Genomic DNA, 25,725 nt, shown 5'->3' with positions numbered 1-25,725 from the left:
AATGAGAGTAAATCTCTGGAAATCCAGAGATTTACTCTTCTGAACTTTCTTTTTGTTCTTCTTTTTCAAATTTTATTCCTTGAACGTGGATATTTACTTCAACAACCTTTAGGCCTGTCATACTCTCAACTGCATTCTTGACCCTTTCTTGTATCTCCCAAGCAACTTCTGGAATTCTGACACCATACTCTACAGTTATGTAGATGTCAATTGCTGCTTCCTTTTCGCCAACCTGTACTTTAACACCTTTTGCTAAATTCTTTTTTCCAAGTGCTTCTGTGATATTACCTGTCCAAGTCCCAACCATTGAGGCAACACCTTTTACTTCTGAGGCTGCAACTGCTGCAATAATTGCCACAACTTCTTCAGCAATTTTCACAACTCCACCAGTTGTTTCATTAATAACATTTTCTGACATTTTGAATTATACCTCCTTACATTTAAATAGAAGTTTTTCTTTACTATTCATATTATACCCTACAAATTTTTATTTTAACAGGTTTTATTAATTTTATTGAGAGGAAGATGTTATTCTGATTCTGTCTATTTTTACTCTAAACACATTCATCACAGTGCTTTGTATCTGAATTACCTGTTGCTTTGATAACTTTTTCTGCGTTATTACATAGACAATATCTCCAGAAAAAAGAACTGTACAGTCGCCAATTCCTTTTGAACTAAAGACATTTTCACAAATCATCTCTTTATTAGTGTTATCAACTATCTCAGAAATTTTCTTGTCAATCAGCTTTCGACTATCCTCATCTGCTTTTTCGTCACGAAGATTTTTTAAGGCATTTATTTCTTTTGAACGCTCAATCTCACGCCTTAATTTTATCTCATCTAAAACATTCTCACCACCTGTATCAACTTGCTTACTTACCTCTATTTATTTTTGAATTGGCAATACCAGCAAAGATTAGCAATATAACAAACAGAATCAATGCTATTTGTCTTTTATTGTAAACTTTTACAAAGATCTTCCCTTTCACTTTACAAACACCTCAACTTTATCAGGCGTTATTCCCAGAACTGCTGATGTAGCTTTTATAAGTCCTATGTAAACCTTTTTATCCCTCGCCCCTTAAGAGACAATTGCAACACCTCTTACTCTGGGATAAATCTTTTTTACAATAAAAGGTTTCGACTCATTTCCTTGTTGTACTATTACTACTTTACTATCAATCTCTTCTTCTGTGGAAATTCTATTTCCATCCTGTTTTTCACTTCTAACATTTTTGCGTGTCTCTGTTGCAACAATATATTCATAACAGTCATCAAAGGTTATCATAACAGAGACATTTTTTGTGGGGTCAATTTCTTTCAAAATTTTCTCAAGCTTTTTCTCTACCATCTCCTCATACATTTGCTCTTGCTGAATCTGGTTACTTTCCTTTACTACCTGTTTAGGTGACGCTGAAAATGTTGCCGAGACAACAAGTATCAAAAGCCCACAAACGCCTAAGAATATCAATATGTCCTTGTTCCTCAAAATCTTTTCCAGTAAATATTTAAGCTTATCTGGATTGATTATCATCTTTCTTCTTCACCTCTTCAAATTGTATCTTATCTTTACTAATGCCATATTGATTTTTTAAAATGTCAACAACATAGGCATTGTAGTTACCTCTAACCTTTATTCTTTGTATTTTGCCAAATTGTGACACTTTTAAGTCTTCATAGATTTGAAGCGATACAATCTCAACAGTTTCCTCAATCTCATCCCTTATTTTTTCTCAATATTTTCTTTTAACTTGTTTCTGTATTCTTTTACCAAACTCTGTTCATATAGGTCTTCTGAATATATCTTTTTTGCCTTAAATTCATCTTCAAGTTTCTTTATGCTTTCAATATATTGATACCTAAAATTTGTATATCTTTCTAAAATAGGCATTGATATAATCAAGGCTATACAAATTCCTAAAAAACTTCAATGTATTTTCTGTAATTTTATGGAATTAGAATCTTAAGAATTAAAACCACTATTACTACATAAAACAAGTTTGAGACTATTTGATTTTCAAAATCATGCATCATTTCACCTTCCAACCTGAACAATGAATAAAACTGTGGAAAATGTAACTACAAACATGAACAAAGAAACAAATACAATTGAAAAAATCAAAAGAACATTGTCAGCATAATCATCCAAAAACTGGGCAAAACGCGAATCTGAAATAATTCCAACAAAAGCTGCGGCAAGCCTAAATAAAAGCGAAATAATTAGGATCTTGAAAAGTGGGATTCCTACAACAAATAGCAACGTTAAAAGCCCCACTACACTTATTGTGCTTTTTATAATTCCAAGGCTGCTAGCTAATGTATCTGCCGCATCAGATAAAATCTTGCCGACAAAAGGTATAAAATTCCCTACAGTGTATTTGATTGACTTTGCAACAAGGTTGTCCACTGCAACTCCAGTAAAACCTTCTATTGAAACAATGCCAGTAAACATCACAAGCCCAATTACAATTGACCAAAGGAGAATTGTTTTTAGAAAATTTAAAAGTCGCCTCAAGTTAAATCTCCCACTATCTATATTTGAGAGAATACTGATTATAATGTAGATATTTACAAGCGGTGAAATAATATTCTTTAAAAACTCAGTGGAAAACACCAATGCAAAAATTATCTTAGGAGTAAGAGAAGCTGCATATGTAGCATATCCCATTGTCGCCAAAGTCGAGAGGAGTATAGGAAATAATAGCTTCTGCAAAGTTACTTCCTTTTTGGATAATATCATTTGCATATAATAGGACATCTCTTAAATTTTGAAGCACTAAGGCAGACAAAGTAAGGAAAAAAGCTAAAAAGGTTGCTTTCCCAATACCTTGATTTTTAAAACTATTTTGTAAGCTATACAAAAGAGTGTATATCAATGCTACTACCAAAATTGTAGTTATCTGTTTTAAAGTTACATCGGTCTCTAAAAAAAAACTTGTTTTTTATAATTCCAAGTGTATCAATCGTGATTTTCTTTCTATTTAAAATACATTATATGTAATCTCTGGTATCATTATCAGTAGTTTTATCTATTGCTAATTTTACCTTATCAATAAAGCTTTTTGATATTTCTGAAGCCTTACAAAGTTCCCATACCAAAATTAACAATACAAAAAATGCAAGTGCTAAAATCCTTTTTATATCCATTTTTAGCCTTTCCTTTTAATTTTATTTTAGAAACTTAGATATCACATCAAGCAGGCTTAAAATTAAAGGAAGAGAAAGAAATAATATTAATATTCTCTCTGCAAACTCTACCTTGGTAGCAATTGCTTCTTCTCCACTGTCCCTGCACACACTTGCTATATATTCTGAGATTAAAGCAATTCCTGTCATTTTCAGCAAGGTCTTTATATATGCATTTGCAAATGAGATTCTTGTACTTACCTCTGTTAACTTTTCTATAACATAAGAAAGCTTATCAAAAATTAAGCCAAAGACTATCATACCAAGTATTACAGTTAGTGCAATTGCAATTTCTTTTTGGATTGGTCTCAAAATACTTACTATAAACAAGGAAACCACGCAAAGTATAACTATGTTAAATATCTCCATCTTTACCACTCAGCTTAAAACAGATTAAACACAGACTTTACTGTATCAAAGAACCTCTTGATAAGAACAATAATCAAAAAAAGTACAATTATCACGCCCACCAAAGTTGTCATCATCGCAAGTTCCTCTTTTTCGGCTTTTACAAGTACCTGATTTACAAGGTAAAGTACTATCCCAATTATGGCTATTTTAAATATCAAGTCTATTCCATTTATTCAAAACTACACCCCAACACATTGTAAAAGTAATATGCAAATTGAAACTCCACAAAAAAACCCAAGTAATGTGAACATCTTTGAATTTTTGGTATACTTAGCCCGCGCACTTTCATAATGTTCTCTCAGCTCTCTAATACCTTCGTCTACTATTTTATTTATTTCGCTGATAGAAGAATAACCAATTGAGTTAAAAAGGCTTAGTACAAGTTTGTGCAAATCTTCATCAAGCTGATAGATATTTTTTACCTCTGAAGAAGTTCGTCCAATGTGTTTATAGTAATACTCTAACACATTGACATGTCCAGAAAATCCTTTTGATTTGAATCTATTTAAAATTTCAAAAAGTGTAAGACTTGTTGTCAAAATATCAGCCTTTGCAAAGCTAAAGAAGTTTATGAAAATGTTTATTATTCTGAGCTGTTTTTTCAGTTTCAAAGTTTGAGAGTATCCAATGAGGAGCGAAGAGAAGATTATAAGAATCGAACCAATTAACTTTAAAATCATTTTAATTATCACCCAGTGTTATTATTTCTTTTATTGTTCCTGGACAATCCTTAGAACTCAAAACTATCACCTTTTCGAAAACTTTTTGTTCAAGAATCTTTTTTGAGAACATTCTCATTTGAAGTTCATATAAACTCTCTGCATGCATAGTAGCAATGACTTTAACGCCCATCTTAGAAGCTTCTGCTACCGCCAAATAGTCTTGGTTGCTGCTAAGTTCATCCATAGCAATTATTTGTGGATTCAGACTTCTGACTGCCATGAATACACCATTTAATTTGTCAACACCATCTAATACAAACGTCCTCTTACCAAGTTTATTTTGTTCTTGGGCAATTATACTTAGCTTTGACCTCTCATCAATTACAACAACTCTAAAACCCCTACCAGGCAAATCCCTATTACCGTCACTTAAAAGCCTCACAACATCTCTGCAAGGTTGTCTTACCACAACCATGTGGCGAGACTATAAGTGTGTTGTAGATAGAGTTCAGCGAATTTACAATGTGCCCTATTACCTTTTGCCCAATACCCTCAATACTCTTTGCAACTCTTATGTTAAGACCAGTAATATAGTTTAGTGAAATCACTTTTTGTCCATCTGAGGTAAACTTTCCGGCAACACCTACTCTATGTCCGCCTTCTATTGTGAAGTATCCTTGAAGTATCTCTCTTTCGTAACTAAACAGAGAGTTGTTAGTAAGCATTCCAAGGCTCGAGTAAAGCAAATCTTTTGTTATTATCAGACTTTCAAAGATTTGTTCTTCTTTTCCTAACACAATGAGAGGACAAAAAAGGTTTATTCTTATTTCATTAATTTCATAAATTCTATTTAGAAAAAATTTTGAATAGTAGTACAAATTTCCATGGGCAGTCTTTCTAAAAGGGTATAGATAGAATGGTCAATGATTTTTACAATGTTGCACCACATCCTTCCTTATCTTGTTTTATAGTAAATAATTATTATGTTACCTTCAATTTTATGAAAAAAGATAAGAGGCTGCCGTTTTAACCTCACTCTCTCGCAGCCTCTTTGTTTTCCATCATCCCCTATTTTTTCTTCTTTTACTCTTCTAAAGTAAAGTTTATCCTATCAATAGAAATGGCTTTGCCGCTTACATCATCAATTTCAAAGACAATTCCATTAAACTGTGCTTTCCCTTTGGCTACTTCAAACTTGACAGGAAGCATAGTGACAAATTTCTGAATTACAATTTCTTTATCAACTCCTAAAACTGAGTCATATGGTCCTGTCATCCCAATATCTGTGATATACGCTGTCCCGTTTGGAAGAATCTTTTCATCAGCCGTCTGGACATGTGTGTGTGTACCATACACACAAGAAACACGTCCATCAAGGTAAAAACCTAACGCAATCTTTTCAGATGTCGCCTCAGCATGAAAATCTACAATTACTATTTTCGTGTCAAGTTTTTCTAAAATCTCATCACTTTTTCTAAATGGGCAATCAAAGTTTTCCATAAATACCCGGCCACATAGGTTTATCACTGCAAATTTAACATTATTTTTTTCAAAAATGTTGTACCCCCTACCAGGTGTTGTATGTTCAGGATAGTTTGCTGGTCTTACTATACGAGGTTCATTTTCAATAAATGAAAAGATTTCTTTATTAGCCCACACATGGTTACCCATTGTCATAACATCAATACCTATACTAAACAGCTCATCAGCGACCTTTTTTGTAAGTCCATTACCGCCAGCTGCATTTTCACAATTTGCTATGACAACATCTATCTTGTAATTTTCCTTGACTTTTGAGAGAGTATTTTTGAGAATATTCCTTCCTGGTCTTCCGACAACATCTCCTATTGCTAAAAATCTCATTCCAAACCTCCAAACTTTTTAAACTAAAAAAGAATTTATAAAAAGCGTGCTTTGTTCAAGCTTTTGAACAAAACACGCTTTTTTTCTCACTTTGCATATTCAACAGCTCTAACTTCGCGAATGACATTTACCTTTATCTGTCCAGGGTAATCAAGCTCACTTTCAATCCTCTTTACTATTTCTCTTGCCATTATAACAATATCGTCGTCACTCACACGGTCTGGTTTTACCATAATCCTTATTTCTCTTCCTGCTTGAATAGCATATGCTTTTTCTACACCTTCAAACGAATTAGCAATCTCTTCAAGTTTCTGAAGTCTTTTTATATACGACTCAAGAGATTCTCTTCTTGCACCTGGGCGTGCTGCTGAAACAGAGTCAGCAGCTTGAATCAACACATTGTAGATTGACCTTGTTTCCATCTCACCGTGATGTCCACCAATTGCTTCAAGGACATCAGGGTTTGTCTCTTTATACCTTTTTGCAAGTTCATAACCAATTAAAGCATGAGAACCTTCAATCTCATGGTCTACAGCCTTGCCAATGTCATGCAAAAGCCCTGCTCGTTTTGCAATGCTCTGGTCAAGCCCAAGCTCTGCTGCCATAATACCTGCAATGTTTGCAACCTCGATAGAGTGAGCAAGCACATTTTGACCATAACTTGTTCTGTATCTGAGTTTGCCAATAAGCTTTATAAGTTCTGGATGTAAGTTGTGGATACCAAGCTCAAATACAACCCTTTCTCCTTCTTCACGAATCTTGTTTTCAACCTCACGTTTAGCCTTTTCATACATCTCTTCGATTCGTGCTGGATGGATTCGACCATCCAAAATGAGCTTTTCTAAAGTGAGTTTTGCAATCTCTCGTCTTATTGGATCAAATCCTGAAAGAATTACAGCCTCCGGTGTATCATCGATAATTAGGTCAATCCCTGTGAGAGTTTCAAATGTCTTAATATTTCTTCCTTCTCTACCTATTATTCTACCCTTCATCTCATCGTTTGGCAGTGTAACAACAGATACTGTATTTTCTGCAACATAGTCTGAAGAGTACCGCTGAATAGCAAGTGCAATGATTTCTCTGGCTTTTTTATCAGCTTCTTCCTTTGCCTGTTGTTCAAGCTCTTTTATCATAAGTGCAACATCGTGTTTTACATCCTGTTCAACACTCTTGAGAATAATCTGGCGCGCTTCTTCTTGTGTAAGTCCAGAAATTCTTTGAAGCTCTTCCTGCTGTTTTTGTTTTAAAAGTTCTATTTCTTCTTGAAGTTTTTCTACATCCTTTATTTTTTGATTTAGCTGTTCTTCCTTCTCTTCAACAGAAGCCATCTTTCTGTCAAGCATTTCTTCTTTTTGAATTAATCTTCTCTCAAATCTTTGAAGCTCCGCACGCCTTTCTCTAACTTCCCTTTCAAATTCGCTCCTTGCCCGGTGAATTTCCTCTTTTGCTAAAAGCGTTGCCTCTTTTTTATATGCCTCGGCTTGTTTTTTTGCCTCCTCGACAATTCTCTGGGCTTCTTGTTCAGCACTTTTTATTGTCTTTTCTGCAATCTTTTTTCTATATAAATAGCCCAGGAAAAAGGCAACTATTGCACAAGTTATACTAATTGCTGCCGTAATTGCTAAGTTCAATGTGTCACTAATCTTTTGCACCTCCTTCTTATTTAGCTTGAAAGTTAAAAAGAAAGTTACACTTAAATTTTATTACTTTTTGCACAGAGTGTCAACAATAGTGATTTTTCAATATTCTAAGTATTCCTTAATTTTTTCCACAATTGCATTGTAATCATATCCTCTTGCAACAAACCACTTTATTATTTTTAAAACCTCTTTGCTATCATAGCGTTTAAGATGTTTCAACTTTTTTTGGAGGAGCTTATCAAGCAAAGTTAAGTCATTCTCGCTAGTGAGATTCAGCTGGGATATTGTAGAGTTTTTAAACCCCTTTTTCTTTAGGAGGTTTATTATCTCAAGAGAGGATTTTGAATTTTGATATTTCAAAGCAAGTTTTCTTGCCGCAGAAATCTCATCTATGTACCCCAACTTAACAAAATAAGCTACCGCCTCTGAAGCAGTAGCTGAGTCATATCCTTTATTAAGAAGATACTTATAATACATAAATTCAGACCTCATTGGATACCTTGTTATATAACTCACAAGAGCCTGCTTAGCCTTTTTTAATTTGTTCTCAAACACAAGCTGTTCTAAAGTTTTTTCGTCTATATCTTCAAGTTCATATACCTTTTTTTCAAGATAGATGTCCTTGTCTATTTCAACTTCTTTTCCATCTTCAAAAACTATTAAATACTTTTCCCCATGTAACTTCTTATCCAATATCCTCATTTATTTCACCACTTAAAATAAGGTCTTCTTCAGGTATCTCAGCAGTTGTCTTGATTTTCTCAAACGCAAGGTTTGCATTCTGTTTTATCTTCTCAATTATTTCTTGCATAATGTCAGGATTTTCTTTTAAAAACTGTTTTGCATTTTCTCTGCCTTGCCCTATTTTTTGCCCATTGTAAGTATACCATGTGCCACTTTTTTGGATGACATCAATGTTGACTGCAACATCCAAAACATTTCCTTCTTTTGAAATTCCCTCACCATATATTAAATCAAACTCAGCCTCCTTGAATGGAGGAGCGACCTTGTTTTTGACAACCTTTACCTTGACCTTTGTTCCTATTGGCTGGCCTTGCTGTTTTATAATCTCACCTTTTCTAACTTCAAGTCTGACCGATGCATAGAATTTCAAAGCCCTTCCACCAGGTGTTGTCTCAGGATTGCCAAACATAACACCAACTTTTTCTCTTAGCTGATTTATAAAAATAACAGTTGTCTTTGTCTTACTGGTAATTCCTGCAAGTTTTCTCAATGCTTGTGACATAAGCCTTGCCTGAAGCCCAACATGTGCTTCTCCCATCTCACCATCAATTTCTGCTTGAGGTACAAGCGCAGCAACAGAGTCAACAACTATTACATCAATGGCATTGCTCCTCACAAGTGTCTCAACAATCTCAAGCGCCTGCTCACCACTGTCCGGCTGGGAAACAAGGAGATTGTTTATATCAACACCAAGCCTTTTTGCATAAAATGGGTCTAAAGCGTGCTCAGCGTCAATAAACGCTGCCTCACCGCCCATTTTTTGGGCTTCTGCTATTATGTGAAGCGCAATTGTTGTTTTACCAGACGACTCAGCACCGTATATCTCTACAATCCTTCCACGTGGAACTCCTCCAACACCAAGTGCAATATCTAAAGAAAGTGCTCCTGTTGGAATTACATCAATGTTCTCTTTTGCCATCTCGCCAAGTTTCATAATGGCACCTTTGCCATATGCCTTTTCAATCTCCATAATTACTCTGTCCAACGCTTTTTTCTTATCTAAGTTTTCCATTTTAAACCTCCGTTCCTCGAACAAATGTTTAGAATTATTATATAATTTTGAAACAAACTTTTCAATAACTAATTAAGGTTCTTCTCAGAACATCTAAAGCAGCCTTTGAAGCAATTTCTTTGATTCTAAGTCTATCACCCGAAAATTTAAACTCGAAACTGTCAACATAATTCTTTGTGGCTATTCCAATATACACAAGACCTACTGGTTTTGTCTTTGTCGCACCAGTTGGTCCTGCAATTCCTGTTGTGGATATTGCAATGTCTGCTAAAGAATTATTTAGAGCACCTTGAGCCATCTGTTTAGCTACTTCATGACTCACCGCACCAAAATTCTTCAATGCTTCCTCTGAAACTCCCAGCTCTTTAACCTTTGCTTCATTTGAGTATGTTATAAAACCCCTGTCAAAGACATTTGATGCACCAGGAACATTTGTAATTTTATTGCATATAAGACCACCTGTGCACGACTCTGCTACTGAAACCTTAAGCCCCTTTTGCAAAAGCATCTCAACTATAACTTCTTCTAACGTTTGATTATCCACCCCGTATATATACTCACCAAGCAAAGACCTTACTTTGCTTTCTATTTGGTCAAGTAAATCTTTTGCTAAAGGCTCGCTACTTTTCTTTGTTGAGATTCTAAGCTCAACCTCAAATGGTTTTGCATACAAAGCAAGACTTGGATCTGACTGGTTTTGTATGAAATCTCTTAATCTTTCTTCAATCGATGATTCACCAATTCCGATGAATTTTAAAACTCTTGAATATATCTTTTCCTTAGAGAATTTTTCTAAATAAGGCACGACATACTCTTCGAACATAGGCTGCATCTCAAATGGTGGACCGGGTAGCAAAATTGCTATTTTGTTATTTTCTTCAATTATGAACCCTGGCGCTGTTCCGTACTTATTTTCCAATACAATTGCTCCTTCTGGAACATATGCCTGTTTCTTGTTAATATCTGGCATCCTTGCTCCGCGGTGTTTAAAATAATTCTCAATCTTGTTCAAAATTTCTTGGTCAAGTATAAGCTTTTTCCCAAGATATTCACATACAGCTTCTTTTGTTATATCATCAGAAGTAGGACCAAGTCCACCAGTAAAGATAAGTATATCTGCTCGTTTGCTTGCTATGTCAATTGCACTTTTTAGTCTATTCAAATTGTCCCCAACTGTTGTCTGAAAATACAGGTCTATCCCTAAGCTTGCCAGCTTCTGCGAAAGGTATTGGGCATTTGTGTTTACTATCTGACCAAGCAGAAGTTCTGTCCCCACACAGATTATCTCCGCCACCATTTTTAAAAATCGCCTCACTTATTGGTAAAGTCTATTATCTTCCAGTTAGCTTTTATATAGTCAAATCCTGAATAGATTGTAAGTGTTACAGCAATCCATAGAGCAATTTGGTCCAGCGGAAAGTTCAAAAACTCAAAAGGATAGTTGTCAACCAAAAGCAATACTATCGCAACAATCTGACTTATTGTCTTTAGCTTTCCCCAAATATTGGCAGAAATTACCACACCTTCTGCAGCAGCAACCATTCTGAGTCCTGTTACAATAAATTCTCGTCCGATGATTATCATAGCTATCCATGAAGAAATCTTGTTGAGCTCAACTAACCCAACAAGAGCTGCTGTAATTAATAGCTTGTCGGCAAGTGGGTCAAGGAACTTTCCAAAATTAGTTACAATTTTCTTAGAACGCGCGATGTATCCATCAAGGCTGTCTGTAATAGCAGCAACAATAAATATGGCTGCAGCTATTAATTTTGAATATGAGAGCCTGCAATCAAGTAAGAAAAACATAAAAAGAGGTATGAGTAATATTCTTATACTTGTAATCGTATTGGCAATGTTCATCAAATTACCTCTCCTACTAAATCATACTCAAAAGCATCCAAGATTTTTACAGTCACATACTCTCCTGGCAAAAGCTTTCGCTTAGAGAATGCTATAATTTTGCCGTCAACCTCAGGAGCTTCAAACTGGCTTCTTGCAATGTAAAAGTTATTCTTATCTCTGCCTTCTATTACAACCTCATACTTTTTGCCGATTCTTTTTCTATTTTGTTCAAGTGAGATCTTTCTCTGAAGATTTAAAATTCTTTCATATCTTTCGACTTTTGTCTCATCATCTATTTGTGGTAAAGAAGCAGCTGGTGTTCCCTCTTCCTGAGAGTACATAAACGCACCAAGTCTATCAAACTTTGCCCACTTGACAAACTCATAAAGCTCTTCAAACTCATCTTCTGACTCTGTTGGGAATCCAACCATAACTGTTGTTCTTATAACAACCTCATCAAATGCCGACCTTATCCTTTTAATCAGCTCTTTAATATTTTCTGATGAAGTTCTTCTGTTCATCAGTTTCAAAATTCTGTTGTTAATATGCTGAATTGGTATATCAAAGTATTTAACTACTTTTGGAAGGTCTTTTATAACATTTAACAGTTCATCGTCAATATCTTCTGGATAAGAATATAAAAACCTAATCCATTTTATGTTATCAATTTCACTTAACCTTTGAAGCAAGATTGGTAACATCTTTCTCTTGTATATATCTAATCCATATTTTGTTGTATCTTGAGCAGTAAGCACAATCTCTTTATAACCACCTTTAGCAAGTTTCTCTGCTTCTTTGATTATATCATCCATATATCTACTTACGTAATCCCCTCTAATCAATGGAATTGAACAATAGGAACATCTGTTATTACAACCTTCTGCTATTTTTATGTAGGCATAATACTTTGGGGTTGCAATAATGCGTGGTGTGGAACTTGTGTAGACAAATGTAGCCTTGTTGTCAAATACCTGGAGTTTACCCTCTCCCTCATAGAGTTTTTTGATTACCTCTGGGAGTTTTAGCATCTCTTTAACACCAAGGATCGCATCTATTTCTGGCATCTCTTTTAAAATTTCATCTTTATAGCGCTGCGTCAAGCATCCTGTTACTATCAAAAATTTGCATTTCTTGTTTTTGTACTCGGCCATCTCCAATATAGTGTCAATCGACTCTTGTTTTGCATCATTTATAAATCCGCAAGTATTGATAACAATCACATCAGCATCCTCTGCGTTTGGTGTTATTTCAAAACCTGCCTCTTTACAAGCACCCATCATTATTTCGCTGTCAACAAGATTTTTGTTGCACCCAAGTGAAACAAATCCAACCTTCACCAAATCAAACTCCTCCATCTTTTACTGTCTTTTATAACAATCCGTTTTGAAGAAGTGTTGCAAAGAGTGTGTTTTTCATAAGCATTGCAACTGTCATTGGTCCAACACCACCCGGTACTGGTGTTATGTAAGAGGCAACCTCTTTAACAACTTCAAAATCTACATCTCCTACTATCTTTTTTGAAGTCTCATCCCTGTTTATTCCAACATCAATTACAACAGCACCTTCTTTTACCATGTCAGCTGTTACAAACTTTGGTTTGCCAACGGCTGCAACCAAAATATCAGCAGTTTTGCAGATTTCTTTCAAATTCTTAGTGTGAGAGTGGCATATAGTAACAGTTGCATTTTCCCTCAGAAGCAAAAGTGCCAGAGGTTTTCCCACTATATTGCTTCGCCCTATTACAACAGCGTGTTTTCCTCTGATTTCTATATTCTCTCTTTTCAAAAGCTCTATCACACCAAATGGTGTACATGGCTTGATACTATATTCAAAATCTATGCCTGTTGTAAGCATACCAACATTCATGGGATGAAAACCATCTACATCTTTTTGAGGCAAAATCTTTTTACAAACTCTTGCTTCATCTAAGCCATTGGGTAAGGGAAGCTGTACTAAAATGCCATTAATCTTCGGATCTTGGTTTAGTCTTTCAATGAGATTCTCAAGGTCTTCCTGCGTTGTAGTACTGTCTAATGCATACTCTATTGAATTTATTCCAACTTCTGAACATGTCTTTTTCTTAGAATTTACATAACTTCGTGAAGCCGGGTCGTCACCAACTATTACAACAGCTAAAGTTGATTCAATTCCTTTTTCTTTCAGTTTTGCTATCTCAATTTTAACCTCGTCTTTTATCATTTGCGCTATTTTTCTGCCGTCTATTATATTTGCCGTCACTTTTCATACCTCCGCCGTGTTTTTTAGGTGGAATCAGACAGTTTTTTTCATATCCAATCAAGTCTTCCCTATTTGCAAGTTTTAATGCTTCATACACAAGGTCATAATTTTTAGGATTGTGAAAATGAAGCAATGCCCTTTGCATCATTTTTTCTTTTAGCGTCTTTGGAACGTAAACTTTCTCTAAAGTAAAAGGATTTAAACCTGTATAATACATAGTAGTTGAAACTGTTCCGGGTGTTGGATAAAAATCCTGAACCTGCTCAGGTATAAAACCGTTTTTCTTTAAGTAAAGAGCAAGTTCAATTGCATCATTTAATGTACATCCCGGATGTCCTGACATCAAATAAGGAATTATAAACTGTTTCTTCCCAAGCTTTTTGTTGGTTTTAAAATATTCTTCTACAAATTTTTCATAAACCTCTCTTTGTGGTTTACCCATATATTTTAACACATTATTGCAAATATGTTCAGGTGCAATTTTTAACTGGCCAGAAACATAATAGCGACATAGCTCTTCAAGATATTTTTTATAATCCTTGTCAAGTAAAAGATAATCATACCTTATTCCCGAACGAATGAACACTTTCTTTACACCCTTTATTTTTCTTATCTTCTCCAGTAGCTCAAAGTACTCCCTATGGTCCACAATCAAATTTTTACAAGGTGTCGGAAATAGACACCCTCTATCTTTGCAAGCACCTCTTTGCAGCTGATTAAAGCAGGCAGGATTTCTGAAGTTTGCAGTTGGACCTCCAACATCGTGAATATATCCTTTAAAATCAGGAAGCTGAGTCAGCTTTTTTACTTCTTCTAAGATTGATTTTTCGCTTCTTTTTTGAATTATTCTCCCTTGATGAAAATGCAGCGCACAAAAATTACAACCACCAAAACACCCTCTGTGTGAAACAATACTAAACTTTACCTCTTCAAGTGCTTTAATTCCACCATCTTTTTCATATATTGGATGGTAATTTCGCTCATATGGCAGAGAATATACATAATCCATCTCTTCTGTTGTAAGAGGTTCTGCGGGAGGGTTTTGAATAACGTATAAATTTCTGTGTGGTTGAACAATTATTCTGCCTGTAAAAGGATTTTGTTCCCTGTACTGGATGGCAAATGCTTTTGCGTATGCCACCTTGTCCTCTTTTACCTTTTCATAGCTGTCAATGATTATATAATCCCTTCCTTCAAGATGAGAAAGGTCTTTTGCAACATAACAGGTTCCTTTAACATCTTTAATGCTTTTTATATCTTCACCTTTTTTGAGTCTTGATAAGATTTCAAACAGGGGTTTTTCACCCATACCATATATTAGAAGGTCAGCACTACTATCAATCAGAATAGATGCTCTTACCTTGTCAGACCAATAATCATAGTGAGCAAATCTTCTAAGTGATGCTTCTATCCCACCAATTATAATTGGAATGTCGCCATATTCCTTTCTTATGAGATTGCAATATACAATTGTAGCCCTGTTCGGGCGCAAACCCATCTTCATTCCAGGTGAGTAATAATCCTGACTTCGCGGTTTTTTGAACGATGTATAATGTGCAACCATTGAGTCAAGGTTTCCGCTTGATACCAAAAAAGCAATACGTGGTCTTCCTAACACTGTTATACTTTTTGAATCTCTCCAGTCAGGCTGTGGAATAATTCCTATCCGAAAACCAAAATCTTCAATAATCCTCGAAATTATAGCATGTCCAAAAGAAGGATGATCAACATACGCATCTCCGCACACAAATACAAAATCAAGCTCGTCCCACCCACGCTTTTTCATGTCTTCCCTGCAAATAGGTAAAAAAGCCATTTTATTTTCTCACTCCATATTCATAAGCATCTCGTCAAACTGTTCTTTTGTGATTAAAACCTGGCGTTTTCCACTACTATCCATTCTACTTACTATTCCTCTTTCTTCCATTTGATCAAGTAGTCGTGCTGCTCGTGAATAGCCAATTCTGAGCTTTCGCTGTAAAAATGAAGTAGAAGCATTTTTTGATTCAACTACAATTTGAATTGCCTTTATTAGCAGTTCATCTGTCTCTTGTTCTTTTACATTTGAAATTTTATTGTTTATCTCCTCAATTACTTCTTGGTTGTATTCAATTTTGAAGTTCTGTTTTAAAAATTCAACAACTTTTTCAACTTCAAGCTCAGACACATATGCACCTTGCACTCTCATTGGTTTTGAAAGTCCCATTGGAAGATAAAGCATATCTCCTCTTCCCAATAACTTTTCAGCACCTGCTTGGTCAAGTATTGTTCGCGAATCTACCTGCGATGATACAGCAAATGCAATCCTTGAAGGTATATTAGCCTTTATAAGCCCTGTTATAACGTCAACTGACGGCCTTTGCGTTGCAACAACCAAGTGCATACCAGCTGCTCTTGCCATCTGTGCAAGCCTACAAATTGCATCTTCAACCTCAGCTGGCGATACCATCATAAGGTCAGCAAGTTCATCAATTATAATTACAATAAAAGGAAGTTTTTCTTGTTTACTTTCTTCACACCACTTATTGTAGCTTGAAATATCTCTCACACCTGCCTGAGCAAAGAGCTTGTAGCGGTTTGTCATTTCTGAAACAGCCCACGAAAGGGCATTTGCCGCTTTTTTAGCGTCTGTGACAACAGGTATTAAAAGGTGAGGAATTCCATTGTAGAGACTAAGCTCTACTACTTTCGGGTCGATTAAAATGAGCTTTACCTCATCAGGGGTGCACCTGTACAAAATACTGATAATTAGTGAGTTAATACATACACTCTTACCAGAACCAGTTGCACCCGCAATCAAAAGATGAGGCATCTTGGTAATATCACCAATTACAGGCTTACCTGCAACATCTTTTCCTATAGCAAAAGGAATCTTTATACTCGGGGTATAAAACAAATGATCCTCTAACAACTCTCGAATTAAAACTGGTTGGGGTTCTCTGTTAGGAATTTCTATTCCAATAGCTGACTTGTTTGGAATAGGTGCTTCAATCCTCACAGAAGGTGCTGCCAAAGCCAGTGCAATATCATCTGAAAGACTGACAATTCTGCTTACCTTTACACCTTGTCCAGGCTGAATCTCGTATCTTGTAATTGTTGGTCCTACATTTACCTCTGTTACCTGCGCTTCAATACCAAAATTCCTTAACGTCTCTTCAAGTTTTCTTACGTTCTCATTTATGTCCTTTTTAGAAACAGAAAGATTTTCAGTTGGTTTTTTTAGGTATTCAAGTGGGGGATATATGTATTCTCCTTCTTTGAGCTTATTATTCTTCTTACTTACAGGCTCATTATTTCTCAGTTTTGGCAGGTTTACAACTATCTTATTACTTTTTTTTTCTTGATTTTCTTCATACTCTTGATAATTATAAAAGCTTTCCATTTTTGGTCTGACATCTTCTTCGGCTTTCTTGTCTTGGTTATTTATACGTACATCTTTCGCCTTCCTGTTTTTTACAAAGTTTCTTATTGAAAAGCTAAACACTATCATGCTTAAAATAACCAATATTGAAATACACACTATAAGTGTACCAGTATAGCCAAACAGAGTAATAAAAGGGTATGTAAGTATACTTCCAAAAACTCCAAACCCTTTGAACTCTAACCCTGTGAAATATGAGTCTTTTATCACTTTTACAAACGAATGTGAAGAAGTATATAGTGATGCCTGGAAAAAAGTTGCCCCTAATATAAACGTAAGAAGTATATAGGTAAATAGTGTAACATCAGTTTTTGAAAATACTCTGGGTCTTTTAAGAATAGAATCAATAGAGACATATAGTAAAAACGCAAGTATTAATAAAACCCCAACTCCAAAACATCCTAATAGGACTTTTTTAATAAATTCACCGATTATACCTACTTTGTTCGTAAATATGGAAAAAACTAAAAAGACAAAAATAAAAAATAGGAAAGTTCCAACAATCTCAGCATTTAATCTGTCAAAAACTTCTTTCTTAATTCTATATCTCTTTTTTTTATTTGCTATCTTTGCTTTCATCAAGTACTCACTTCACCTTTAAAAGATATCCAAATAAATTTTCTAACTATATTATAGCCTTTTCCCAAAAAAATAAAACCCCTAAAATTGGGGCAAGGAGTTTTATATACTCTTTAACTTCTGGGACCAAGCAAGAGTGGTTGGATTTGTTTCCCAGAAAGTGCCTCTAAAATTGTTGGAATTAAAAGGTCATACTTAGCAACAAGCGAATTCGGTTTTGAAACAGGGTCATCTTGTCTAAATGGTACAAAGTATATATTTTTGGTGTTTATTAAAGTTGCAAGATTTTTACAATTTAACCCCAGTGCATTATTTGTAGATATAGCAATCACAACAGGCTTTTGATTTCTCAAAACAGCCTTTGCACACATAACTGGAGTTTCATCTATTATACCATTTGCAAGTTTTGCTATGAAATTTCCAGTTGCAGGTGCAACCACTAAAACATCAAACAGTTGTTTAGGTCCGACAGGTTCTGCTTCAACAATATTGGTTATCGATTTTGTTTGACATATGTTTATTATTTTGTTCATAATCTCTGTTGCTGTTCCAAACCGTGTGTTTATTGTCTGTACCTTTTCACTAAAAATTGGGGTAATTAAAGCTCCTTGTTGCTTAAGTTCTTCTATAATAGATATTACTTTATCAAACGTACAGAATGACCCTGTAAGAGCAAATCCAATCTTTACATAATTAAGACTCAATTTTATCCCCCTCCAACTCTTTCAATAAACTCACAAGCACCTCAACGATATACTGAGCTGCTTTTTTCGGTGAAACTTTCCCCGGAAGAGAAAGTGCATGGACCACATTTATCCCCTTTTGATTTGCATATTCAAAGGCAATCCCTCCTGGTTTTGAAGCAAGGTCAATGACAAGAGCATCTTCTCTTATATTATCTATAATTTCTCTGCCAATTACCTTTGCTGGAATAGTATTTACAATTAAATCTATTCTGTTAACGTACTCTTTCAACTTTGAAAGTTCAACTGGCACATATCCAAATGCCCTGCACCATGTCAAATCGGATGCTTTCCTTGCAGCTACAAATACATTACATTCAAATCCCTTTAGTATCTTTGAAAGTACTTTTCCTATTCTTCCATATCCCAATACCATCACATTTGAAGAGTAAAGAGTTATTGGCATCTTCTCAATTGCAATAGCCACAGCACCTTCTGCGGTGGGAATAGCGTTTAAGATTGCAAGTTCTTCTCTTTCGTATAAATCATAGTATTTTACATTCTTTTGTTCACAAATTTGTCTTGTAGCTTGGGGTACTACACTTGCCACAAGAGGTATTCCTTTTTGAGAAATGGTTTTTATTAGTTTTTCTATTGTGACAAATTCTTTTGAAAGAGGAGCAAATATATACTCGCCATCTTGGGAAAATGGAATAGGTCCTACAATTACAGCAGACTTTTCTACAATCTCTTCCAAACTTTTTGCAACCCTCAAGTTAAGCTTGTGGTTTTGAGGGTGTGTATCAGAGGCCTACAGCCAAACATCAAAACCTTTTTTACTCAAGATTTCAGCTAACATTTAAAATTCTCTGGTCTCCACCTACAAATCCTATAGTTTTCTTCATGTCTTTATTCCCTCTTAAACACCTTAAATAAAGCTATTATAATCTATGTCATTTACTAAAATATGGTGCTTGTCTAAATATCAAAGAAAAATAAAAATGCCTCCAGGATGACATAAATCTTTTCAGAAAATCACACTGGAGGCAATAGCCCTCAATATTCAATTTTTTTGTAGCGACATCTCTCTTTATCCTTTATCCTCTTACAATCTCCTTGCCAAGCTCAAATGCCATCTTCAAAATCTCTCTTCTATTCTTAACCGCGCCAAGTTCATTTAGCATATTATCGCCAATAATATCTATTACATCTATATTAAGAGCAAATCTAAAGAAGCCAGCTAAGTTATCCATCACTGCCTTGCCATTATCTCCACCACCTTGTGAATACACAAGAACACAGCTCTTACCTCTGGGCAAACGACAGTCTTCACCAATTTTCATCAGAGCATATAGCCTGTCTAAAAACAATTTAGTTTGAGCTGTAACATAGTCCATGTAAATTTAAGATCATTCAATCTATAAACTTCAATCTCAGCACCCGCCTGTTTTGATCCTTCTAACACACTCTCGACTAAGATTTGTGTATTTCCATCTTTCCGTAGACTGCTGATAATTCCTATAACTTTCATTTGTGAAATTTCCTCTTCTTTCTAAAAAGCATCTTGAATAAGGTTTATATCTATCACCTCATTTTTGGCATTCATATATACTTCAACAACATCGAATCTGAACATATAACCCTTGGCCTCTTTTCTTTGAGAAAAAAACTCAGCAACTTTTTTTAAATGCCTTTGTTTTGTCACAGTAACAGATTCAGAAGGATAACCAAATTTTAGACTTCTTCTTGTCTTTACCTCAACAAAGACAATCACATCGCCATGTTTTGCTATAATGTCAACTTCTCCAAATCTGCACCGAAAATTCCTATGTAAAATTTCATAGCCCATTTTCTTTAAAAACTCTAATGCTTTTTCTTCACCACTATTCCCTAGTTCTCTTTTGTTCATTGGTTTTTGTCTCCATTCTGATTTATTTTGTCTAAATATCCAATAAAGACTAAAATTTGTGCTACCACTTCATATAGGTCTTCAGGAATATATTGTTGCAGCTCTAAATTGAATAATTTCTCTGTTACATACTGGTCATGATAGATAGGAATGTTTTGTTCTTTTGCCTTCTCTAAAATCCTCTCAGCAACAAGCCCTTGACCTTTTGCAACAACCTTGGGCGCTATTTCCTTGATATCATACTTTATAGCAACCGCTTTTTTTCTTTTCGCCTCATTCATTATTTTACACCTTCATATCAATTTTTTGAATAGAAGCTTCAAATGTTAAAAAGTCCAATATTACACTTGCCGTTGAGGTATCTTCCATTTTATAGTCAATCTCAAGCTTATATCCTCTTTCTTTCAAGGCGGCGATGAGTTCACTCTCTTTATTTTTTATTAACTTCAAAGTAAAGAGCCTATCTGAGGCAATTACCGCTTTGAAGGTATTTTGTGAAACCTTTTTTACATAAATACCTATACAGCCTAAGGTTTGTGTGTTGATCCTTACCATTACTGAGCTCACTTTCATATTAATACCCTTTTTCCTGTTAACAAAAAGTTGGAGTTCAAAAGAATTGTTATCCATATTTAGCCTGAAATTAAAAATGTTTAAATAAAAGCTGCCAAAATCAAACTGGATATTTTCTTTCTGATTAAATCTCAAGTCATTCAATATCTGAACCACCTTTTGCTCAAAAGCTTTGTCCTCTTTATTTAGAAGTTTGAATAAAAAAAAGCCCTCTTTTGGATTTATAATCAAATTTTCTTTATCCAGAACCTGACCCTGATGCTTGTTAGCAAATACCTCATTAAGTCTGTCCAAAAATTTGCTAAGCTGGCTTCTTTCTTTCGTAAACTCTTCTTTTGTAATTGGCCTTTTTGCAAGTATCAGACTTAAAACAGCTAAAAAGTCCTTCTCTTCTTTTAACTCAATTTGATTATTTGATATAATGGATGAGATAATATTTTTAAAGCCTTTGTTTATAACCACTTCTTTGGGAACCAAAATAACTCCTTTTTCCTTGTCATATATGAATAGAAAAAGTCTATCATCTCTACTAAAAATTTTTCCTTCTTTTAGTTCTTTTTGTAAATAAAATGTATTCAAGTCATTCTCTATTTCAAAAGTCTGTCCTTCAATCTTTACAATTAATTTTTCAAAATCACTTTCCTTTTCCAACGCAATAATCCCCAAAAATACTTCATTTCTCTTGGCAAATTCTAAAAAAGGTCTTGGAATTTTATCCTCTTTAATATAAAAGAGGTTTTCTGGCTCTATGAACCTAATTAAATTCTCAATCCTATTTGAAATGCTGCTTTCAACTTCTGAATTTTGAAATTTTGCAAAGTCGATATTATTAGAAGTAATTTTTGTATCTTCAGATATCAACTTCACAACTTTAAAAGTCAATTTACCATCTTGGTACTTAGGACTGCTTAAATAGACTCTATCTCCTTCTTTGAACGAAAACGAAGAGTTGTTTGATGCAATAACGATTTGAGAGTTTATATTCAAAACCAAATTTTTCCCATTTACCTTTACAATCTCACCAGTTATCTGCCTTTCAGAATTGCCAATAAAATTTAAAATTTCTCTTGTAACATTTTGCCTATAGAGTGCTATATAGTTATTTATCTCATTCATCTTTAATCACCTGAGAATATTTTTCAAGAAGGATTTTCTGTGAATCTCACAGGGACCATATTCTAAAATAAGCTGTACATGCTCTTTTGTACCATATCCTTTGTGCTTTTCAAACTTGTAGATTGGATACAAAGAAGAAATTTGAGTAATAAACCTGTCTCTTGAAACCTTTGCCAAGATAGATGCACATGCAATAGAATATGACCTTCTATCACCTTTTACCAATGCTTTCTGAGGAAGATTTAACTCAGGAATCTCATAACCATCAACCAAAACTATGTCAGGGACAACCTCTAAAGCTTCTATTGCGTTTTTCATTGCTAAAAATGTTGCGTTGTTTATATTTATCTCATCAATTGTTTTGTTGTCAACCATCGCAACCGAATATGTGATACTCTCTTTCAAAATTTCTTCAAAAAGCTTTTCTCTTTTTTTAGGAGTTAGCTTTTTCGAATCTCTCACACCTTCAATTATTCTATTTCTATCCATTATGACAGCAGCAGCAAAAACAGGTCCTGCCAATGGACCTCTTCCTGCCTCATCAACTCCACAGATGAATCTATACCCTTCTTTTAGCAAGCTCTCTTCAAGTTCAAAATAATTTTCATCTATCCCCAATTTCATCAAGCGTAATCCTCCCAATTTTAGCCTTCCTCAAATCTTCTAAAAACAAACTAGCAGCTTTTAAGGTATCAATTCTACCTTCTTTCACAACACAGCCTCTTTTTTTACCAATCTCAGTAAGGTACTCATCTTCAGACATATTCAAAAAGTCAAGAGAGTATTTTTTATTCAAAAGTTCGCAATAATCTTTTTTGATAATCTCTATAGTTTTTTTTGCGACAAGTTCCTTGTCATATAGCTCATCCTTGATACTTCCTATAGCACAAAGCTTTATAGCAACCAAATCATCTTCAAGCTTTGGCACCAAGATACCAGGCGTATCTAACATCTCAAAATAGTCATTTATCTTTATCCACTGCTTAGACTTCGTAACACCCGGTTTGTCTCCAGTTTTTGCCTTAGAGGAGTTTGTTATTTTGTTAATAAGTGTAGATTTTCCCACATTTGGAATTCCGAGAACACCAAATCTTATTATTTTTCTTCTTCCTTTTTGCCTTGCCTCTTCAATTTTATCTTTTAATAAATTTTCGGCGATTTTGAATATATTTTTTACGTTTGTACCTTTTAAAGAATCAACACAAAGTGCTCTTTGGTTGATTGATTCAAAATACTTCAAAAATTGATTATTTTTCTTCTCATCAGCTAAGTCAGCTTTGTTTAAAAGGTAAATCTTGGGTTTGTCTTTTATAAGCGCTTCTAACTGCTCATTTCGTGAGCTTAAAGGTGCTCTTGCATCAAGCAAGATGAGATACAAATCTACGTACTTGTTAAGCTCAGAAATTTCTCTCTTTGCCTTCTGCATATGCCCCGGGTACCATTGAACAATCAAATTATAAAGCCTCCCTTTTTGTAAATAAAAATATAAAAAAGAGACTAAGCTTAACTCTAAGCATTAGTCTCTTCCTGAGTATTATCAGTATTTTCTTTTTGAGGTACTTCAATAAGCTCTTTTATCTTTGCATCTTTACCAATTTTCTCTCTGATATAATAAAGTTTTGCTCTTCTTACTTTACCTCTTCTTATAACTTCAATCTTCTCGAGCCTTGGTGAGTGAAGAGGAAATACTCTTTCAACACCAATACCGTATGAAATTCTTCTAACTGTGAAAGTTTCCGAAAGTCCTTTTCCTCTCCTCTTTATGACAAGTCCTTCAAAAGCTTGCACTCTTTCTCTTCCACCTTCAATAACTTTAAAATATACCCTTACTGTATCACCTGGTTTAAAATCTGGAATATCTTTTCTCAGCATTTCACTTTCAATTTCTCTAATAATATCCATCTATTATTTTCCCTCCTTCCACACAAAAATGTTCTTGCAAACCATGTTTGCAGAGGACCATCTATTTTCATTTGGGAAATAGCCCAAAATGAACATGTGTAATTATAACACATTTTTTTGACCCTCACAATATTTTATTAAAAATTCTATATCATCCTTTGTCAAATTAGCAGCACTTATAAGATCTGGCCTTGCTTTAATTGTCTTTAAAAGGCTTTGATACCTTCGCCACTTTTTTATTTTCTCATGATTCCCAGAAAGAAGAATCTCAGGCACTTTCAGCCCTCTGAATTCATATGGTCTTGTGTAATGTGGGTATTCCAAAAGACCATTAGAGAAACTTTCTTCTTCTACAGATTTCTTTTCAATAACACCTTCAACAAGCCTTGATATAGAATCAATTAAAACAAGAGCTGCATACTCTCCTCCGCTTAACACATAATCTCCTATCGAAATTTCATCTGTCACAATCAAATCAATAACTCTTTGGTCTATCCCCTCATAATGCCCACAGATGATGACAAGCTCCTCTTCTTTTGAAAACTCCTTTGCAACATCCTGTGTATACTTTTTCCCTTGAGGTGTAAGATAAATCACTCTGTGAGGTTTATCAGACTTTATACTCTCATATGCATCAATTATTGGCTGGGCAGCCATAACCATTCCATATCCGCCGCCATAAGGATAATCATCTGTTCTTTTATGTTTATCTTGTGTAAAATCCCTTATATTTATTGCCTCAATTTTGATTAAACCTTTTTCTTGTGCCCTTTTCAAAATACTGAAGTTTGTTGCTTGTAAAATCACTTCTGGAAACAGGGTCAAAACCTTAAATACCATCTTTAATCTAACAACCCTTCAATAACCTTTATTTTCATATACCCTTGTTCGATATTCACTTCTTTAACAATATCTTTTAAAGCTGGGATTAACAAATCTTTCTTACCTATATAGCTTTGGCAGATATACACATCATTGCTTCCCGTCTGCAAGACGTCTTTCACCTTGCCAAGCTTTCTCCCATCTAAATCATAAACCTCAAGCCCAATTATGTCGCATATAAAATAGGTATCTTCTGGAAGTTTTTTAGCCCTCTCTCTTTCTATCACTAAAAAACGGTTTTTGAGTTTTTGTGCTTCATCTATACTGGAAATCTCTTTAAACTTCATAATAACAATATTATCCTTCACTCTGTACCTTTCGATTGTAAGTTTTTGAGAAAGATTGTCTTCTAAAAGAACATAATCAAGCTCAGAAAATCTGTCAGGACTGTCTGTAAGAGGTATTACTTTCACTTCACCTTTAAGACCAAAAGTGTTTACTATCTTGCCCACCTGGAGGTACTTGTACATCTTCACTCACCTTTTTAAAAAAGAGTTAGGCAAACTTTTGCCTAACTCTTTTATTGTAAAATCTCAACAATAACTCTTTTGTTGTCCTTGCTTGCTGCAGCTCTGACAACTGTCCTTATAGCTCTTGCAATTCTACCTTGCTTGCCAATTACCTTGCCCATGTCCTCAGGTGCAACTTTTAATTCTATTATCACAGATTGCTCACCATGGATTTCACTAACCTTTACTTGGTCTGGGTTGTCAACAAGAGACTTTGCTATGACTTCAACTAAATCTTTTAGCATGTCAAGTTCTCCCTCCTTGTAAAAATGGATTATTCAATTACCCGAGCTTTTTTGAGCAAAATCTTTACAGTGTCTGTTGGCTGAGCACCATGTGAAAGCCATTTTCTTGCTTTTTCAACATCAATTTTGATATCAGCAGGGTTTTTGAGAGGATTATAATATCCTATTTCATCAATTGTCTTCCCGTCTCTTGGACTTCTTGAGTCTGCAACAACAATTCTATAAAATGGATTGTTCTTTGCACCCATCCTCTTGAGTCTAATCCTTACTGCCACACATATCACCTCCCCTATTCAAAAGTTATT

Annotated in this window: 34 protein-coding genes and 1 pseudogene; all 35 read right to left on the bottom strand. The window is 34.7% G+C overall.

The annotated features are described in order from the left end of the window. Positions 1-31 precede the first annotated feature (31 nt). Complete coding sequence (locus tag OTJ99_RS05715; RefSeq protein ID WP_045164903.1) at positions 32-418, bottom strand: Asp23/Gls24 family envelope stress response protein; 387 nt, start codon at positions 416-418, stop codon at positions 32-34. Positions 419-511: 93 nt separating this feature from the next. After that, positions 512-820: a SpoIIIAH-like family protein gene (locus OTJ99_RS05710; RefSeq protein ID WP_235374702.1), complete on the bottom strand. Its 309-nt coding sequence runs from the start codon at positions 818-820 to the stop codon at positions 512-514. A 264-nt stretch (positions 821-1,084) separates the two neighbouring features. Then, entirely contained in the window at positions 1,085-1,537 is a 453-nt protein-coding gene (locus OTJ99_RS05705; protein ID WP_235374592.1) for a hypothetical protein, read from the bottom strand. Between the two features lie 189 nt (positions 1,538-1,726). Further along, positions 1,727-1,906, bottom strand: a complete 180-nt coding sequence (locus tag OTJ99_RS05700; RefSeq protein WP_045164904.1) for a hypothetical protein — start codon at positions 1,904-1,906, stop codon at positions 1,727-1,729. A 132-nt stretch (positions 1,907-2,038) separates the two neighbouring features. Continuing rightward, positions 2,039-2,749, bottom strand: coding sequence for a stage III sporulation protein AE (locus OTJ99_RS05695; RefSeq protein ID WP_052671465.1), 711 nt, complete (start codon positions 2,747-2,749; stop codon positions 2,039-2,041). Further along, positions 2,634-2,879 (bottom strand): stage III sporulation protein AE, encoded by a 246-nt coding sequence (locus tag OTJ99_RS13035; protein WP_408612530.1) that lies wholly within the window; start codon positions 2,877-2,879, stop codon positions 2,634-2,636. Before OTJ99_RS13035 ends, OTJ99_RS05695 begins: the two co-directional genes overlap by 116 nt. Before the next feature lie 115 nt (positions 2,880-2,994). Continuing rightward, positions 2,995-3,150 (bottom strand): hypothetical protein, encoded by a 156-nt coding sequence (locus tag OTJ99_RS05690; protein ID WP_157841345.1) that lies wholly within the window; start codon positions 3,148-3,150, stop codon positions 2,995-2,997. A 21-nt stretch (positions 3,151-3,171) separates the two neighbouring features. Continuing rightward, positions 3,172-3,558: a SpoIIIAC/SpoIIIAD family protein gene (locus OTJ99_RS05685; RefSeq protein WP_045164905.1), complete on the bottom strand. Its 387-nt coding sequence runs from the start codon at positions 3,556-3,558 to the stop codon at positions 3,172-3,174. Between the two features lie 14 nt (positions 3,559-3,572). Then, entirely contained in the window at positions 3,573-3,773 is a 201-nt protein-coding gene (gene spoIIIAC / locus OTJ99_RS05680) for a stage III sporulation protein AC (RefSeq protein WP_045164906.1), read from the bottom strand. Positions 3,774-3,779: 6 nt separating this feature from the next. Further along, the gene (locus tag OTJ99_RS05675) at positions 3,780-4,280 is read right to left on the bottom strand and encodes a stage III sporulation protein AB (protein WP_235374593.1); all 501 of its coding nucleotides are present in this window, start codon (positions 4,278-4,280) and stop codon (positions 3,780-3,782) included. A 1-nt stretch (position 4,281) separates the two neighbouring features. Next, positions 4,282-5,059: pseudogene (locus OTJ99_RS05670) on the bottom strand (AAA family ATPase). Between the two features lie 286 nt (positions 5,060-5,345). Next, on the bottom strand, positions 5,346-6,125 hold the full coding sequence (locus OTJ99_RS05665) for a TIGR00282 family metallophosphoesterase (RefSeq protein ID WP_045164907.1): 780 nt from the start codon (positions 6,123-6,125) through the stop codon (positions 5,346-5,348). A gap of 86 nt (positions 6,126-6,211) precedes the next feature. Next, the gene (rny, locus tag OTJ99_RS05660) at positions 6,212-7,777 is read right to left on the bottom strand and encodes a ribonuclease Y (RefSeq protein WP_045164908.1); all 1,566 of its coding nucleotides are present in this window, start codon (positions 7,775-7,777) and stop codon (positions 6,212-6,214) included. A gap of 87 nt (positions 7,778-7,864) precedes the next feature. Beyond that, the gene (locus tag OTJ99_RS05655; protein WP_045164909.1) at positions 7,865-8,467 is read right to left on the bottom strand and encodes a regulatory protein RecX; all 603 of its coding nucleotides are present in this window, start codon (positions 8,465-8,467) and stop codon (positions 7,865-7,867) included. Beyond that, positions 8,451-9,521 carry a recombinase RecA gene (recA, locus tag OTJ99_RS05650; RefSeq protein WP_045164910.1) on the bottom strand — a complete coding sequence of 357 codons (1,071 nt, stop codon included), beginning with the start codon at positions 9,519-9,521 and terminating at the stop codon, positions 8,451-8,453. Before recA ends, OTJ99_RS05655 begins: the two co-directional genes overlap by 17 nt. A 61-nt stretch (positions 9,522-9,582) precedes the next feature. Then, the gene (locus OTJ99_RS05645) at positions 9,583-10,818 is read right to left on the bottom strand and encodes a competence/damage-inducible protein A (protein WP_045164911.1); all 1,236 of its coding nucleotides are present in this window, start codon (positions 10,816-10,818) and stop codon (positions 9,583-9,585) included. Between the two features lie 14 nt (positions 10,819-10,832). Beyond that, positions 10,833-11,381, bottom strand: a complete 549-nt coding sequence (gene pgsA, locus OTJ99_RS05640) for a CDP-diacylglycerol--glycerol-3-phosphate 3-phosphatidyltransferase (RefSeq protein WP_045164912.1) — start codon at positions 11,379-11,381, stop codon at positions 10,833-10,835. After that, positions 11,381-12,703 carry a 30S ribosomal protein S12 methylthiotransferase RimO gene (gene rimO, locus OTJ99_RS05635; RefSeq protein WP_083943503.1) on the bottom strand — a complete coding sequence of 441 codons (1,323 nt, stop codon included), beginning with the start codon at positions 12,701-12,703 and terminating at the stop codon, positions 11,381-11,383. The genes pgsA and rimO overlap by 1 nt, the downstream gene beginning before the upstream one ends. A 28-nt stretch (positions 12,704-12,731) precedes the next feature. Then, positions 12,732-13,562, bottom strand: coding sequence for a bifunctional methylenetetrahydrofolate dehydrogenase/methenyltetrahydrofolate cyclohydrolase FolD (gene folD / locus OTJ99_RS05630; RefSeq protein WP_408612529.1), 831 nt, complete (start codon positions 13,560-13,562; stop codon positions 12,732-12,734). Then, positions 13,543-15,417, bottom strand: a complete 1,875-nt coding sequence (locus tag OTJ99_RS05625; RefSeq protein WP_045164915.1) for a YgiQ family radical SAM protein — start codon at positions 15,415-15,417, stop codon at positions 13,543-13,545. The genes folD and OTJ99_RS05625 overlap by 20 nt, the downstream gene beginning before the upstream one ends. Positions 15,418-15,426: 9 nt before the next feature. Beyond that, positions 15,427-17,601, bottom strand: a complete 2,175-nt coding sequence (locus OTJ99_RS05620; RefSeq protein WP_045164916.1) for an FtsK/SpoIIIE family DNA translocase — start codon at positions 17,599-17,601, stop codon at positions 15,427-15,429. A gap of 113 nt (positions 17,602-17,714) precedes the next feature. Further along, complete coding sequence (locus OTJ99_RS05615) at positions 17,715-18,305, bottom strand: dipicolinate synthase subunit B (protein WP_045164917.1); 591 nt, start codon at positions 18,303-18,305, stop codon at positions 17,715-17,717. Next, positions 18,295-19,041, bottom strand: a complete 747-nt coding sequence (gene dpsA / locus OTJ99_RS05610; RefSeq protein ID WP_235374597.1) for a dipicolinate synthase subunit DpsA — start codon at positions 19,039-19,041, stop codon at positions 18,295-18,297. Before dpsA ends, OTJ99_RS05615 begins: the two co-directional genes overlap by 11 nt. Positions 19,042-19,381: 340 nt before the next feature. Continuing rightward, positions 19,382-19,681 carry a hypothetical protein gene (locus tag OTJ99_RS05605; protein WP_235374731.1) on the bottom strand — a complete coding sequence of 100 codons (300 nt, stop codon included), beginning with the start codon at positions 19,679-19,681 and terminating at the stop codon, positions 19,382-19,384. Beyond that, a complete protein-coding gene (locus tag OTJ99_RS05600) occupies positions 19,645-19,815 on the bottom strand; it encodes an NAD(P)H-dependent oxidoreductase (RefSeq protein WP_235374598.1) in 171 nt (56 codons plus the stop codon). The genes OTJ99_RS05605 and OTJ99_RS05600 overlap by 37 nt, the downstream gene beginning before the upstream one ends. Positions 19,816-19,836: 21 nt before the next feature. Then, positions 19,837-20,193, bottom strand: coding sequence for a YraN family protein (locus OTJ99_RS05595; protein WP_045164918.1), 357 nt, complete (start codon positions 20,191-20,193; stop codon positions 19,837-19,839). Then, positions 20,190-20,474 (bottom strand): EscU/YscU/HrcU family type III secretion system export apparatus switch protein, encoded by a 285-nt coding sequence (locus OTJ99_RS05590; protein WP_045164919.1) that lies wholly within the window; start codon positions 20,472-20,474, stop codon positions 20,190-20,192. Before OTJ99_RS05590 ends, OTJ99_RS05595 begins: the two co-directional genes overlap by 4 nt. A gap of 4 nt (positions 20,475-20,478) precedes the next feature. Beyond that, a complete protein-coding gene (locus tag OTJ99_RS05585) occupies positions 20,479-21,882 on the bottom strand; it encodes a hypothetical protein (RefSeq protein WP_045164920.1) in 1,404 nt (467 codons plus the stop codon). Positions 21,883-21,888: 6 nt separating this feature from the next. Beyond that, entirely contained in the window at positions 21,889-22,506 is a 618-nt protein-coding gene (locus OTJ99_RS05580; protein WP_045164921.1) for a ribonuclease HII, read from the bottom strand. Further along, entirely contained in the window at positions 22,487-23,335 is an 849-nt protein-coding gene (gene ylqF, locus OTJ99_RS05575; RefSeq protein ID WP_045164922.1) for a ribosome biogenesis GTPase YlqF, read from the bottom strand. The genes OTJ99_RS05580 and ylqF overlap by 20 nt, the downstream gene beginning before the upstream one ends. Positions 23,336-23,391: 56 nt before the next feature. Further along, entirely contained in the window at positions 23,392-23,784 is a 393-nt protein-coding gene (gene rplS, locus OTJ99_RS05570) for a 50S ribosomal protein L19 (RefSeq protein ID WP_045164923.1), read from the bottom strand. Between the two features lie 102 nt (positions 23,785-23,886). Beyond that, complete coding sequence (gene trmD, locus OTJ99_RS05565) at positions 23,887-24,624, bottom strand: tRNA (guanosine(37)-N1)-methyltransferase TrmD (protein WP_045164924.1); 738 nt, start codon at positions 24,622-24,624, stop codon at positions 23,887-23,889. A 2-nt stretch (positions 24,625-24,626) separates the two neighbouring features. After that, on the bottom strand, positions 24,627-25,136 hold the full coding sequence (gene rimM, locus OTJ99_RS05560) for a ribosome maturation factor RimM (protein ID WP_045164925.1): 510 nt from the start codon (positions 25,134-25,136) through the stop codon (positions 24,627-24,629). A 50-nt stretch (positions 25,137-25,186) separates the two neighbouring features. After that, entirely contained in the window at positions 25,187-25,420 is a 234-nt protein-coding gene (locus OTJ99_RS05555) for a KH domain-containing protein (protein ID WP_011917669.1), read from the bottom strand. A gap of 29 nt (positions 25,421-25,449) precedes the next feature. Further along, positions 25,450-25,695 carry a 30S ribosomal protein S16 gene (rpsP, locus tag OTJ99_RS05550; RefSeq protein WP_045164926.1) on the bottom strand — a complete coding sequence of 82 codons (246 nt, stop codon included), beginning with the start codon at positions 25,693-25,695 and terminating at the stop codon, positions 25,450-25,452. Between the last annotated feature and the right edge of the window lie 30 nt (positions 25,696-25,725).

The organism is Caldicellulosiruptor naganoensis (assembly GCF_026914285.1).
In the GTDB taxonomy this organism is placed as follows: Bacteria; Bacillota; Thermoanaerobacteria; order Caldicellulosiruptorales; family Caldicellulosiruptoraceae; genus Caldicellulosiruptor; species Caldicellulosiruptor naganoensis.
Note: the sequence above shows the minus strand (reverse complement) of the source record. Positions and strands in the feature narration are given on the sequence as shown.